Origin of the sequence: Hydrotalea lipotrueae, assembly GCF_019249625.1 — a bacterium.
GTDB lineage: Bacteria > Bacteroidota > Bacteroidia > Chitinophagales > Chitinophagaceae > Hydrotalea > Hydrotalea flava.
Map to the genome: position 1 here is coordinate 25,969 of NZ_JAESDL010000002.1, position 13,411 is coordinate 39,379.

Sequence of the window (13,411 nt, forward strand, 5' to 3'; positions counted from 1 at the left end):
GTATCAACCACCATTATGCGTATCATTATTCAAAGAGTAAGTCAGGCATCTGTAACTGTTAATAACAACATCGTAGGTACTATTCAACAGGGTTTATTGGTTTTTGCAGGAATAGTAAATGAGGATAATCTGGAAGACATTGAATGGCTGAGTCATAAAATTGTACAATTACGTATTTTTAATGATGCAGCCGGATTGATGAATTTAAGTGTGAAAGAAATTGATGGCGATATTTTACTCATTAGTCAGTTTACACTCCATGCCGCCACCAAAAAAGGCAATCGTCCTTCGTTTATCAAAGCAGCCAAACCGGAAATAGCCAATCCCATTTTTGAGCAGCTAATACTTCACTTAGAACAAGCATTGGGCAAAAAAATTGAAAAGGGCATTTTTGGAGCAGATATGAAAGTAGCTTTGCTGAACGATGGACCGGTAACCATTTTTATTGATTCTAAAAACAGAGAATAATGAACCCATTCATTGTTGTGCCATGTTAAAAGATATCAGTAACCGTACAGATTTAATGTTATTGATGAAAACATTTTATGCAAAAGCCCTGAAGGATGATGTAATACAACATTATTTTAATGAAATAGTGCAATTAAACATGGAAAAACATTTGCCGGTGATTGTAGATTTTTGGGAATCAGTTTTATTTGAAACACCGGTATACAAAGGAAATGCCGTTGCTGTTCACCAACACCTGCATGAATTAGCACCCTTTACTAAAGCGCATTTTAATCAATGGTTACTTTTATTTAACCAAACTACCGATCAATTATTTTCAGGAAATATGGCCGAAAAAATAAAACAAAGAGCACAATCTATTGCCACCATCATTTCATTAAAAACAATTTATAAATAATTTAATCATGACAATTGCTGCCGCACAACAACAAATTGATGAATGGATAAAAACTGTAGGTGTTCGCTATTTCAATGAACTGACCAATCTGGGTATTTTAATGGAAGAAGTAGGCGAACTCAGCAGAATTATGGTGCGTAAATATGGCGAACAATCGTTTAAAGCCGGCGAAACTGAAGATGCATTAGGAGATGAAATGGCCGATGTATTGTGGGTACTCATTTGCCTTGCTAACCAAACCGGCGTAAACCTTACCGAAGCCCTGCAGAAAAATATAGAAAAGAAGACAAAGCGCGACAGCACCAGACATCTGAATAATTCTAAACTACAATAGCATAACAAACATTTGTTTGTTGAAAAAAAATTTCACTTCTATCACAGAACATTTGCATACAGTTATATTTGCACATTATGAGTACGCAACAAGACAATAGCTTTCAGACAATTATTGCCCATGCCAAAGAATATGGCTTTGTGTTTCCCAGCAGCGAAATTTATGATGGATTAAGTGCCGTTTACGATTATGGCCCTTATGGCAGTGAACTGAAAAAAAATATTAGAGACTACTGGTGGAAAAGCATGACACAACTACACGAAAATATTGTAGGTATTGATGCGGCCATATTTATGCATCCAACCACCTGGAAAGCAAGTGGGCACGTAGATAATTTCAACGATCCCATGATTGATAATAAAAACAGTAAGAAGCGTTACAGGGTAGACCATTTGATTGAAGCACATGCGGCCAAATTAGAAGAAAATGGGCAAGTAAAAGAAGCAAAGGCTTTATTGCAGGAAATGGATGCTTTATTATCGAAAGATGATTTTGCTAGTTTAAAAAATTTAATAGAATCCCATAAAATTGTTTGCGCCATTAGTGGCACTTGTAACTGGACCGATATCAGGCAGTTTAATTTAATGTTCGATACGAAATTAGGTTCTGTTACAGATGAGGCTGATACCATTTATTTACGACCGGAAACTGCACAGGGTATTTTTGTAAACTTTTTAAATGTACAAAAAACTGCCCGCATGAAAATACCTTTTGGAATTGCCCAAACCGGTAAAGCTTTCCGCAATGAAATTGTTGCCCGCCAGTTTATTTTCAGAATGAGGGAATTTGAACAAATGGAAATGCAATTCTTTGTTCGCCCTGGTACTGAAGGAGAATGGTATAAATACTGGAAACAGGCACGTTTACAATGGCACCTTAGCCTGGGTATACCTGCAGAAAAATACCGGTATCACGACCATGTTAAACTGGCGCATTATGCCAAAGAAGCCTGCGATATTGAATTTGAATTTCCGTTTGGATTTAAGGAAGTGGAAGGTATTCATTCTCGCAGCGACTTTGATTTAACGCAACACCAATTGTACAGCAAAAAAAAGATGCAGTATTTTGATGCTGATACAAATGTTGCTACCGGTAAGCCCTACGGCAATTATATACCGTATGTTATTGAAACATCTATTGGTTTAGACCGAATGTTTTTATTAATTATGGCACATGCTTACGAAGAAGAAACCATTACCAAAGAAGATGGTAGTACCGACAACAGAGTGGTAATGCATATTCCTGAAAAAATTGCACCCATTAAATTAGCTATTTTACCTCTCACCAAAAAAGATGGTTTACCTGAAATTGCACGTGATTTAATGGATGAATGCAAAAATTATTTCAGGTGTTTTTATGAGGAAAAAGATGCGATTGGTAAACGCTACCGCAGGCAAGATGCCATTGGAACACCATTTTGTGTAACAATAGACCATCAAACTAAAGAAGATAATACTGTAACCATTCGATACCGCGACTCGATGCAACAGGAAAGAATTTTATTGAGTCAGGTAAAAGACATTGTAATGAATGCAATATTTTAACATACAACTGCACCCATTAAAAAAGCCCGTTTTACGCATTTGTAAAACAGGCTTTTTTATAAAATTTAGAATCGTTTATTCGTCAAAATCTTCGGGCAAAGGTGTTTCTTCAGTGGCACGTTCTACTTCATAGCCGGCCAATTTTAAATCATCTTCCCGATTCTCATTCCATTCTAAAATAAAATTATTACGTCCTTCGCCTACCATCATTTTCATAAACTTTTGCTGCACCAACTCAAGAATTGAGAGAAACAGAAATATAGCATGTATACGGTTTTCGCATATTTCAAAAATATTTTCAAATGAAGCTGTTTTTTCTTTGGCCATAAATTCTAACATATAATCACGGCTACCCTCAATGGTATAGTTATAACGCACAACTGTATGGGTAGGCCTATTTTGCTTTTCCTGTATACGCAGCATTACCTTTTCAAATGTTTTCATCAATTTAAAAAGTGTAATAGTTTGTATTTCGGTTCCCTCACCTGCTTCTTCTGTTATAATAGCCATTTCTTTTGGCAGATTACCGCGTTTTGCCATCAACAAACGATTGGCTTCCATTTCTGCCATTTGAGCTGCGGCTTCTTTAAAACGTTTGTATTCCAGAATTTTATCTACCAATTCCTGCCGTGGATCTATTTCGTTGCCCTGTGCATCTATTTCTTTGCGTGGTAATAATAATCTGGCTTTAATGCGCATTAATGTAGATACAAATAGTATAAATTCACTACTCAATTCTATATTCAATTTTTCCTGCGCATGAATAAAAACCAGAAAATCGTTGATGATTTTAGTAATAGGTATATTGTAAATATCTAATTCATCGCGTTCAATAAAAAACAACAACAGATCAAAGGGACCTTCAAAATGCTCAATTTTAATTTGGTAAGTTTCCTGATTCACAATTTTCAGCTTTTAGTACCCGCAAATAAAAGAAAAGGAATGGTATAAATACGCCGACAACCCTTTAAGTTATCCACCAAAAAAATCCCACAAACCTTCATTTGCAGGATTTTGAAGTAAAACTGGTTATTTTTTTAGCGCATCGCGTATTTCCATGAGTAATTGCTCGGTAGGGGTTGGTCCCGGCGGCGGAGCGGCAGCTTCATTTTTACGTTTTAACCTGTTCATGCCCTTGACCAGAAGGAAAATAACAAAAGCCAGAATTATAAAGTTAATTACTGCTGTTACAAAACTTCCCCAGGCAAAAACAGGCCCCAACTTTTTTGCTTCTACCAAAGTAAGCCCTTGTGTTACTTTTGAGGATAGCGGAAGATAAAGGTTAGTAAAATCAGCCTTGAACAAAATACCCACAACCGGCATAATTAAATCGTTTACAACAGAATCTACTATTTTGCCAAAAGCACCGCCAATAATTACACCCACGGCTAAATCCATTACATTGCCCTTCGTGGCAAATTCGCGAAATTCTTTTACAAAAGACATATTTCAGATGTTGGTTTGCTAATAAAAATATGTAAAATTCGTTGCACACACAAATTAGTTGGCTCATTTTTTTAAACCGGGGTATTGCATTTTTAAATCTTTTAAAAGTTGATGTAAAGTTGAAGCAATCATGTATTCTTTGTACCAGTGTGCATCAGAAGGAGTAATTATCCAGGGTATTTTATTACAATGATTCATACAATCTTCATACACTTCCATATATTCTACCCACAATTTAGATTCTTCAAAATCTTTTTCGTTATACTTCCATTGTTTTTTAGGGTCTTTTATTCTTTCGTCTAATCTTTTCAGTTGTTCCCCATGTGAAATATGTAAGTAAAATTTTAGAATATGGGTATTGTTGTGTTCCTCCAGTAAATGTTCAAAATCATTAATGGCATCCATCCTTTTATAAGCCAGTTTATTATTAATCATTTTATGGACACGGGTAACCAATACATCTTCATAATGACTGCGATTAAAAATATGTATCATCCCTTTTGCAGGGGTATGCTGATGAATACGCCACAAAAAATCGTGCGATAATTCTAATGCGGTGGGTTCTTTGAATGAAGTAACCTGTACACCCTGCGGATTTAGTTTACCGAATACGTGCCGAATGGCACCATCTTTTCCAGCAGCATCCATACCTTGTATTACCACTAAAACAGCATGTTTAGATTGAGCAAATAACTGGTTCTGCAATTCATCTAATTCCTCAATTATTTTTTCAGTTTCGGCTATAATTTTCTTTTTCTGTGTTTTTTTGGGAGGAAGGGTATCCAAATGGGCCAAACGGATTTTTGCCATAATTGAAATTTTATTAAATATAACACTATTCATTTTTAAAAATTTAGGTTTGCAAAAATTTAGCAGTGAATAAACCCTTTTTAAGTTGGTTTTTATTTGTAATGCTCTCCATTATATGGGGCAGTTCCTTTATTTTAATGAAGGAAGGCATGCAGGCACTAACCCCTTACCAGGTGGCAACCATCAGAATTTTAAGTGCGGGTATTATATTAACGCCATTTGGGCTGAAAGCTTTTAAAAGTATTACTGTTGATAAACGATGGCCGGTATTGGTTTCTGGGCTTTTGGGCAGTTTTTTTCCGGCCTATTTGTTTTGTTTGGCCGAAACAAAATTAGACAGCAGTTTGGCAGGTATATTGAATGCACTTACCCCCTTATTTACCATTGCTACCGGTATTTTATTTTTTCAACAGAAAATTAAACCCATGCAATTGTTGGGTGTATTGCTCGGTTTTGGAGGTTTGTTGTTCCTGTTTTTTAACAAAGGGCACTTTAGTTTTACAAATGTGGGCTATGCACTGTTTATTTTATTGGCTACTTTTTTATATGGCTTAAATGTAAATTATGTACGAAAACACCTGCAGGGTATTGGCTCACTACATATAGCCAGCATGGCATTTGTGTTATTAATGATACCTTGTTTGGTAATTTTAAGTTTTACGGGCTATTTTACACAAACATTTATTACTGCGGTAATACATGCCACTTTATTTAGTGCTTTATTGGGTATTATGGGTACAGCAGTTGCCACTGTACTGTTTTATATTTTATTAAAACAATCGGGGGCACTGTTTGCATCAATGGTTACTTACGGTATACCCTTTGTGGCTGTAGGCTGGGGTGTTTTAACAGGAGAAGTTTTTGGAATGAATCAGTTGATTAGTATGCTGTTAATTTTAACCGGTGTGTCTATTACCAACCGCTATAAAAAATAATGGGCAAATACATTCATTTACAATGTTTTGCCCACAAACCATTCAAAACCCAACCCATTATACCGTCATTATTTCTTTTTCTTTAACAGCTAAATGTTTTTCAACCAGGCCCGTGTATTTATCTGTAATTTCCTGAATATCTTTTTCTGCATCTTTTACCACATCTTCACTTAAACCATCTTTTTGTAATTTCTTTACCTGTTCAATACCTTCTCTTCTAATATTGCGAATAGCTACTTTGGTTTGTTCCCCTTCAGCAGCAGCTTTTTTCACCATTTCTTTCCTGCGCTCTTCTGTTAAAGGTGGTAAAAATAAACGAATTTGGGTACCATCATTTTGCGGAGTTATTCCAATATTGGCCTGCATAATGGCTTTTTCAATGGCTGCCAGCATTTTCTTTTCCCAAGGCTGAATGCTAATGGTTCTGGCATCTAAAACACTTACATTGGCCACTTGCTGAATGGGGGTAGGGTTACCGTAATAATCTACAGCAATACCTTCTAACATACCCGGATTGGCTTTACCCGCTCTGATTTTAGTCAATTCTACCTCTAAATGCAAAATGGCCTTTTTCATGCCTGATTCAATATCCTCAATAATTAGATTTAATGCTTCGGTCATAATAAAATGATGATTAAGTGGCGCAAATCTAATAAAGAATACAACATCTTGCAGCCCCGTATTTACAAATTCAACAGAATAAGGGAGTGAGGTGCCGGCCGGATGCAATGAAAAACTAAATTATTTATCTGTTACTGCAGCAATAGGATTTGTTTTATTAGCAGTTAAAGCAATAAAATTTTCCTGCTCATCTGCCTCCATTAACACAGCGTTTTTCTTTTATTACAGTATGTTGGCAAAATATAAGAATAATAAATATTGCAGAGAAAAACAATACAATTTGCGACAAAATAACTTTTGTTATACCTAAAGGAAGTGCCAAATAACTGAGTGCTATAAAGAGAATGGATACACAAGACAAACAAAGGGTAATTTTTTTGTGAGAATATCCCCAGTCTAATAACATAGTGTAAATGATTTCGATTAGCCGAAAAAGGTGACCTTTCATTAAAAATACGAATACCGAATACACGAAGTGTATCTAATAAAGGCAATAACAAAATACCAAATCCCATAGCAGGTGCAGCGTAAACTGGTAAAATATGAGAGCCTTCAGCAGTTTTAATAAAATGAATGACCAAAATTGCATTGACCAAGCCTAATAACATAGCACCCGTATCACCCATAAAAATTTTGGCAGGCGAAAAATTGAAGCGAAGAAAAGCCAGCAATGCCCCTGACATAGAGATGCCCATTAAGGCAAAGAGCCAATCATTGTTTAAATAGAAAAATACAGAAAACAAAGTGCAGGTAATGAAACCTATAGAGGCAGCCAAGCCATCTACACCATCAATTAAATTGAAAGAATTCATTACAACAATAATTGTAAACATGGTAAGTGGGTAACTAAATACAGGAGGAATGATACCAATATTCAAAAAATCATGTATATCATCAATCAGCAACTGGCTTTTATACATTAAAATAATAGCAACAGCCAACTGACCTAAAAACTTTTTTAAAGGTGTTATTACCAAAATATCATCTTTAACACCAAAAAAGAAAACCACCACGAAAGCTGCTATATAAAATGGAAAGCCATGCACCCGGGGAGCCAAATCGCTCAACAACAAAAATGCAATAAGGAACCCTGCAAAAATACCAACACCGCCCAATGAGGGAACAGGCGTATGATGTACCTTCCGATCGTCAGGTACATCATACAACTTTTTCATCTTTGCAATTTGAATAATTGCCGGAATTGCAAGTAGTGTTATAATAAAAGAGAGTAGGCCCCCAATAATAATTTTCTCCATTGCAGGATTTTTTACAGCTTTAGTTATTGGTTAGAGGGGTAGAATTACAAAGGCAAGATAGATGTTTTTTAAATTTTAAACAATTGTACATAAAATTGTAAAAAAATCATATCGGGCTAACATTATGCATCCCGATGCGGATGGTATTCAATTATCAATTATCTTGCCAAACCAAATTAGTATTTATGGCAGACATAGCATCATTAGAAAAAACAGCATCGCAAGTTAGAAGAGATATTTTACGGATGGTACATGATGTGCAGAGCGGACATCCGGGCGGTTCATTGGGTTGTGCCGATTATATGACTGCACTTTATTTTGATATAATGGATACCAAACTTCCCTTTCATATGGATGGCATTGGAGAAGATATTTTCTTCTTATCCAATGGACATATATCACCCTTATTTTATAGTGTTTTAGCCAGAAAAGGCTACTTTGATGTAAAAGAACTCGGCACATTCAGAAGATTAAATTCCAGATTACAAGGTCACCCTACCACTCATGAACATTTACCAGGTGTACGCGTAGCCAGCGGTTCTTTAGGACAGGGTATGAGTGTAGCAATTGGAGCAGCACTTTCAAAAAAATTAAATGGTGATAACCACCTTGTTTTTTCTTTACACGGTGATGGAGAGTTGGAAGAAGGTCAAAACTGGGAAGCCATTATGTTTGCAGCACACCATAAAGTAGATAATTTAATTGCTACTATCGATTATAATGGCCAGCAAATTGACGGTCCAACCAGTGTTGTAATGAATTTAGAAAGCCTGAAAGCCAAATTTGATGCGTTTAACTGGCATGTTTTAGAAATGAATGGCAATGATATGGAGGAGGTAGTTACCGGTTTAAATAAAGCAAAAAAGTTAACCGGTCAGGGCAAACCCATTTGCATTTTAATGAAAACAGTAATGGGGAAAGGTGTAAATTTTATGGAAGGACACCATGAATGGCATGGTATTGCACCCAGCGATGCTCAATTAGCTGATGCTTTAAACCAATTACCTGAAACTTTAGGTGATTATTAAAATAAGATAGAAAGATGAAAGCCGGCAGTTTCATAGAATGGCCGGCTTTTTTTATACAATTTTATTGCACATTAATTTCAACTTTTAAGCGATAATTTTTCTTTGCCTGCTTTGTATGCCGGAAACCAGGCAGCTAATAATGCAATAGCCAGTACCGTTATCATTACCAATACAAAATCGCCGGGCACTAATTTTACAGGATAATAATCAATAATAAACGTTCCACCGCCTAACCCAATTAAATGAAATTTAATTTGGATGAAACATATCAGGAGCGCCAACACCATTCCTACCCCACCACCTGTAATGGCCAATAAAAAACCCTCAGTTAAAAATATTTTTTGAATCAGCCCGTCTGATGCGCCCAATGCTTTTAAAACAGCAATATCTTTCTGCTTCTCCAATACCAGCATGGTTAATGCGCCAATCATATTAAATGCAGCAATAATTAATATAATTGACAATATTACATATATCACCCATTTTTCCACCTCCATAACAGTATACAAACTTTCGTTTTGCTGATATCTGGTTTGCACCTTAAATGCATTGCCCAACAAGTTTTCAATTTGCAACTGTACATTGTTCGTATTGGCATCTTTTGTTAATTTAATTTCAATAGCACTGTATTCATTGGGCTGCATATCAAGCATATATTTCACAAAAGCAAGATTGGTAAAAACATATTTGTTATCGAAATCTTCCTGAATCATGAAAGTACCGGCGGGTAAAATATTATAGGCGTAAAGCCCTTCTGATGATAACATATTATCCGATTGTGTATTGGGCATATACAATGTTAGCGGATACAAACTTCGCTCTACATCTAATCCCAAAGCATTTTCTATACCAGCTCCTACAATTAATTGTGGTTTTTGAGCATTGCCCAATACAAAAGACCCACGAACCATATGCAATTGAATGTTGTTAATACGTGTATAGTTACTATCTACCCCTTTTACAAGAACAATTGTTTGGTTATCGCCGTTTACTAGCAGGGCTTTTTCTTCGGCAGTTAAACTATAAGATCCGATTCCGGAAATATTTTTAAGTTGACCCAACTGCGTAGGAAGTAATAAAAAAGTTTTTCCTTTTTGTGGTGTTACGCGTATATCGGCATAAAAATCGGCATACAGGCCTTTCACCAAATCTTCAAAACCATTGAACACACTTAAAACAATAATCAAAGCAGCTGTTCCAACCATAATGGCAGTAATACTAATCCATGCAATCAGGGTAATAGCATTGGTTGATTTTTTAGAGGTAAAATATCGCCTGGCAAATAAAAAATTCAATGTTACAATTTTCAGTGGTGAGCTATCAATAATATTTTTTATGATGCAGCATCATCATTTTTTGAAGTATTGATTTGTTTAAACAATGCTTCCATTTTAAAAACATGATCAAGGGTATCATCTAAATAAAATTGCAATACCGGAATACGCCTTAACTGGTGTTTTACCTGTTCGGCTAAATGCTTTTTTATTTCCCAAGCACGATCATCAATCCGTTTCATGGTAACAGCGGGTTGTTCTATTTTAAAAAGGCTGATATAAATTCTGGCCTCCAATAAATCGGGTGTTACCTTTACATTAGAAATTGATACCATTCCACCATCTATCATATTTAAACCGAGCCGCATAAAAATTTCATTCAAGGCCTCTTGCAACACAGCAGCTACTTGTTTTTGACGTTTTCCTTCCAACATAATCTTTAAGGTTTATTTGGTGGTAAATTTAGTTACTTTGCGGCTTTCTTATTATATTTTATCTATGAAGCGTTTTTCAAGAATTTTGTTTTACCTAAGCAGTCAAAAAAAGAACATTGTTTTATACGTAATATTTAACCTGTTATCCATTGTTTTTTCGCTGGTTTCACTGGCTATGCTGGCCCCTTTTTTACAATTATTATTCGGGAAGGAAAAATTGATGGAAGTAAAACCCGATTTTTCATACAGTGCCAATGGCATGTTAAATTATCTGAAATATATTTTAAGCCAGTTAATTAGAACACACAGTGAAATGTATGCACTGGCTTTTATTTGCATTATCATTATCCTCTCAATTTTTCTGAAAAACACTTTTATTTATTTGTCATACCGGGTATTAACACCCATGCGCAACTATGTAATGACAAAATTGCGGAGCGATTTATTTGCAAAAATTCTGGCATTGCCAGTTGGGTATTTTACAGAACAACGCAAAGGCGATATTATTAGCCGTATGAGTAATGATGCCAATGAAATTGAATGGAGCATTATTGGTACGTTGGAGGGATTGGTAAAAGATCCTTTAAACATCATTATTATTTTATTTACGCTGGTTTTTCTCAGTCCGGCACTGTCGCTTTTTTTATTGGTTTTGTTACCCTTAACCGGTTTTATTATAGGCAGGGTAAGCCGTTCATTAAAAAAACAATCTACCCATGCCCAGGAGTTTCAGGGTACCCTAATGTCTATTTTAGATGAAACCCTGGGTGGGCTTAGAATCATCAAGGCCTTTAATGCTGAAAAATTGATTGGCAGTAAATTTTATTATACCAATAATAAACTGAATGAGATACGGAATAAAATGAATTTCAGAAGAGATCTGGCATCTCCACTTTCCGAATTTTTAGGTGTAATTGTAATGTGCTGTATTTTGTGGTTTGGCGGAAGGTTGGTACTTGGCGGCAAAAACTTTTTACAGCCTGATGCTTTTATTACTTACATTTTATTTTTCACGCAAATTATTAATCCAGCCAAATCTCTGTCTACAGCTTTTTACAACGCACAGCGCGGCAGTTCGGCTATTCAGAGAATAGAAGAAATTTTAAAAGCACCCATTTCAATTACTGAAATAGAAAATCCAATTCAGTTTACAGAATTCAAACATCAAATTGAATTTAAAAATGTAAGCTTCAGTTATGATGAATTTTCAACACTTAAAAACATCCATCTCACCATACGCAAAGGAAGTACCGTTGCTATTGTAGGCAGCAGTGGTGCAGGGAAAAGTACCTTCGCAGATTTAATTCCACGCTTTCAGGATGTAAGTGAAGGCGAATTACTAATTGATGGTATTAATATTAAAGATTACAACTTGCATAGCTTACGCAAACACATGGGTATTGTTACACAGGAACCCATTTTGTTTAACGATACCATTGCAAACAACATTGCCCTTGGCACCGAAAATGCCACAATGGAGCAAATTATAGAAGCAGCTAAAATTGCCAATGCCCATCAGTTTATATTGCAAAAAGAAGAAGGATATAAAACCAATATTGGCGACCGGGGCAATAAACTAAGTGGTGGCGAAAAACAGCGAATTACCATTGCCAGAGCTATTTTACGCAACCCACCGATTCTTATTTTAGACGAAGCCACTTCATCTCTTGATACTGAAAGTGAGCGCCTGGTGCAGGATGCCATTAATAATATGATGCTTAACAGAACCAGCATTGTAATTGCACACCGCTTATCTACCATTAAACATGCCGATGAAATTATTGTATTAGATAAAGGTGAAATTATTGAAAGGGGCACCCACCAACAGTTAATTGAATTAGAAGGTATTTATAAAAAATTGGTAACCATGCAGGAAGTGCATTAATCAATGGAATCAATTCCATAAAAAAGCCACTTAAAACGAGCTTAAACCATTTTTATTTTTGTAAAAGTTTATTCATTGCTTGTTTCGGGACCTTTCACCAAACCTAATTTGGCTTCAAGGCTTAAGGTAGCATGTGGAACAGCACGCAGTCTGGCTTTATCAATTAATTTTCCGGTAACACGGCAAATACCATAGGTTTTATTTTCAATTCGCATAAGCGCTTTTTCCAAATGGTCAATATAGGTAATTTGCCTGCTGGCCATTTGGCTTAATTGTTCCCTTTCCATACTCATACCACCATCTTCCATGGTCATATAACGGCCTTCGCTTTCATCGCCACCCAATTCATCTTTACGGGTTATTAAACCTTGCAAATAGGCTAATTCACGTTTGGCGCTATCTAATTTTTTATTAATCAGCTCTCTAAACTCATTTAATTCTGCATCAGAATAGCGCACTATTGATTCAGTTGGTTTACCCATGTCAACTCTTTTTTCAAGTGGTGTATAACCCGGGCTATAAGGAACACTGGTTTTGGTACTGGTTTTAGGAACTTTCACTTCTTTCAATGGCTCAGGTTGCTTTTTCTTTGGCATAGTGGGAACAGTAGCAGCTTTTTCTGCTTTACTGGGTTTGATGGGTTCAGAATGAATATTTTCGTGCTTGGTTTTATGTATAGCTTCCACTGATTTTGTTGCAGGCATCGTTTTTTTACCTGCAGTAACTGTTTTTTTTGCAGGTTGTACCACAGCAGCAGATTTTTTTACGGTAACAACCGTTTCTTTTTTGGCAGGTGCTGCTTTTTTTGCAGATATAGCTTTTTTAGCCGGTGTTCCTGCTTTTTTTACGGGAGCCGCTTTTTTGGCCGGTGCTGCTGCTTTTTTGGTTGCAGCAACTTTTTTGGCTGGTGCTGCCTTTTTAGCTGCCTTAGCGGCAGGCTTTGTTGTTTTTTTAGGCGCAGTTTTTTTGGTAGCCATAC

15 protein-coding genes are annotated in these 13,411 nt (G+C 36.0%); 7 read left to right on the top strand and 8 right to left on the bottom strand.

Annotated features, from left to right (window positions below; genetic code table 11):
• The first annotated feature begins 15 nt into the window (after positions 1-15).
• From dtd to JK139_RS02060, 4 genes are all read left to right on the top strand, one after another.
• Positions 16-468 carry a D-aminoacyl-tRNA deacylase gene (gene dtd, locus JK139_RS02045; RefSeq protein ID WP_074419400.1) on the top strand — a complete coding sequence of 151 codons (453 nt, stop codon included), beginning with the start codon at positions 16-18 and terminating at the stop codon, positions 466-468.
• Positions 446-865: a group III truncated hemoglobin gene (locus JK139_RS02050; protein WP_218330471.1), complete on the top strand. Its 420-nt coding sequence runs from the start codon at positions 446-448 to the stop codon at positions 863-865. Before dtd ends, JK139_RS02050 begins: the two co-directional genes overlap by 23 nt.
• 7 nt (positions 866-872) lie before the next feature.
• Complete coding sequence (locus tag JK139_RS02055) at positions 873-1,199, top strand: nucleotide pyrophosphohydrolase (protein ID WP_074419399.1); 327 nt, start codon at positions 873-875, stop codon at positions 1,197-1,199.
• 77 nt (positions 1,200-1,276) lie between these two features.
• On the top strand, positions 1,277-2,743 hold the full coding sequence (locus JK139_RS02060; protein ID WP_218330472.1) for a glycine--tRNA ligase: 1,467 nt from the start codon (positions 1,277-1,279) through the stop codon (positions 2,741-2,743).
• A 75-nt stretch (positions 2,744-2,818) separates the two neighbouring features.
• On the opposite strand, the gene JK139_RS02065 is transcribed toward JK139_RS02060, so the two are convergent.
• The 3 genes from JK139_RS02065 to JK139_RS02075 all read right to left on the bottom strand — a co-directional run bounded on the left by JK139_RS02065 (position 2,819) and on the right by JK139_RS02075 (position 4,999).
• On the bottom strand, positions 2,819-3,646 hold the full coding sequence (locus tag JK139_RS02065; protein WP_245634900.1) for a segregation and condensation protein A: 828 nt from the start codon (positions 3,644-3,646) through the stop codon (positions 2,819-2,821).
• Between the two features lie 126 nt (positions 3,647-3,772).
• The gene (mscL, locus tag JK139_RS02070; RefSeq protein ID WP_074419396.1) at positions 3,773-4,189 is read right to left on the bottom strand and encodes a large conductance mechanosensitive channel protein MscL; all 417 of its coding nucleotides are present in this window, start codon (positions 4,187-4,189) and stop codon (positions 3,773-3,775) included.
• A 63-nt stretch (positions 4,190-4,252) separates the two neighbouring features.
• Positions 4,253-4,999, bottom strand: a complete 747-nt coding sequence (locus JK139_RS02075) for a PPK2 family polyphosphate kinase (RefSeq protein WP_218330473.1) — start codon at positions 4,997-4,999, stop codon at positions 4,253-4,255.
• Positions 5,000-5,064: 65 nt separating this feature from the next.
• On the opposite strand from JK139_RS02075, the gene JK139_RS15725 reads away from it, so the two are divergent.
• Positions 5,065-5,934: a DMT family transporter gene (locus JK139_RS15725; protein WP_081298669.1), complete on the top strand. Its 870-nt coding sequence runs from the start codon at positions 5,065-5,067 to the stop codon at positions 5,932-5,934.
• A 57-nt stretch (positions 5,935-5,991) separates the two neighbouring features.
• On the opposite strand, the gene frr is transcribed toward JK139_RS15725, so the two are convergent.
• The gene (gene frr / locus JK139_RS02085) at positions 5,992-6,555 is read right to left on the bottom strand and encodes a ribosome recycling factor (protein ID WP_074419395.1); all 564 of its coding nucleotides are present in this window, start codon (positions 6,553-6,555) and stop codon (positions 5,992-5,994) included.
• Between the two features lie 200 nt (positions 6,556-6,755).
• A complete protein-coding gene (locus JK139_RS02090) occupies positions 6,756-7,811 on the bottom strand; it encodes an MraY family glycosyltransferase (RefSeq protein ID WP_218330474.1) in 1,056 nt (351 codons plus the stop codon).
• 185 nt (positions 7,812-7,996) lie between these two features.
• Here JK139_RS02090 and JK139_RS02095 point away from each other — a divergent pair, with 185 nt between their 5' ends.
• Positions 7,997-8,839, top strand: coding sequence for a transketolase (locus JK139_RS02095; RefSeq protein WP_228733084.1), 843 nt, complete (start codon positions 7,997-7,999; stop codon positions 8,837-8,839).
• Between the two features lie 77 nt (positions 8,840-8,916).
• Here the strand turns inward: JK139_RS02095 and JK139_RS02100 are convergent, their stop codons facing one another.
• Both JK139_RS02100 and JK139_RS02105 read right to left on the bottom strand, forming a co-directional pair.
• Positions 8,917-10,134, bottom strand: coding sequence for an FtsX-like permease family protein (locus JK139_RS02100; RefSeq protein WP_218330475.1), 1,218 nt, complete (start codon positions 10,132-10,134; stop codon positions 8,917-8,919).
• Between the two features lie 38 nt (positions 10,135-10,172).
• Positions 10,173-10,547, bottom strand: a complete 375-nt coding sequence (locus JK139_RS02105; RefSeq protein ID WP_081298668.1) for a ribosome-binding factor A — start codon at positions 10,545-10,547, stop codon at positions 10,173-10,175.
• Between the two features lie 64 nt (positions 10,548-10,611).
• On the opposite strand from JK139_RS02105, the gene JK139_RS02110 reads away from it, so the two are divergent.
• Positions 10,612-12,432, top strand: a complete 1,821-nt coding sequence (locus JK139_RS02110; protein WP_218330476.1) for an ABC transporter ATP-binding protein — start codon at positions 10,612-10,614, stop codon at positions 12,430-12,432.
• 68 nt (positions 12,433-12,500) lie between these two features.
• On the opposite strand, the gene JK139_RS02115 is transcribed toward JK139_RS02110, so the two are convergent.
• On the bottom strand, positions 12,501-13,409 hold the full coding sequence (locus tag JK139_RS02115) for a TraR/DksA family transcriptional regulator (protein WP_179853201.1): 909 nt from the start codon (positions 13,407-13,409) through the stop codon (positions 12,501-12,503).
• Positions 13,410-13,411 lie beyond the last annotated feature (2 nt).

Coding starts and splice junctions, on each gene's coding strand:
- dtd (WP_074419400.1), top strand. CDS start 16: ATGCGTATCATTATTCAAAGAGTAAGTCAGGCATCTGTAACTGTTAAT.
- JK139_RS02055 (WP_074419399.1), top strand. CDS start 873: ATGACAATTGCTGCCGCACAACAACAAATTGATGAATGGATAAAAACT.
- JK139_RS02060 (WP_218330472.1), top strand. CDS start 1,277: ATGAGTACGCAACAAGACAATAGCTTTCAGACAATTATTGCCCATGCC.
- mscL (WP_074419396.1), bottom strand. CDS start 4,189: ATGTCTTTTGTAAAAGAATTTCGCGAATTTGCCACGAAGGGCAATGTA.
- JK139_RS02075 (WP_218330473.1), bottom strand. CDS start 4,999: ATGGCAAAAATCCGTTTGGCCCATTTGGATACCCTTCCTCCCAAAAAA.
- frr (WP_074419395.1), bottom strand. CDS start 6,555: ATGACCGAAGCATTAAATCTAATTATTGAGGATATTGAATCAGGCATG.
- JK139_RS02090 (WP_218330474.1), bottom strand. CDS start 7,811: ATGGAGAAAATTATTATTGGGGGCCTACTCTCTTTTATTATAACACTA.
- JK139_RS02095 (WP_228733084.1), top strand. CDS start 7,997: ATGGCAGACATAGCATCATTAGAAAAAACAGCATCGCAAGTTAGAAGA.
- JK139_RS02105 (WP_081298668.1), bottom strand. CDS start 10,547: ATGTTGGAAGGAAAACGTCAAAAACAAGTAGCTGCTGTGTTGCAAGAG.
- JK139_RS02110 (WP_218330476.1), top strand. CDS start 10,612: ATGAAGCGTTTTTCAAGAATTTTGTTTTACCTAAGCAGTCAAAAAAAG.
- JK139_RS02115 (WP_179853201.1), bottom strand. CDS start 13,409: ATGGCTACCAAAAAAACTGCGCCTAAAAAAACAACAAAGCCTGCCGCT.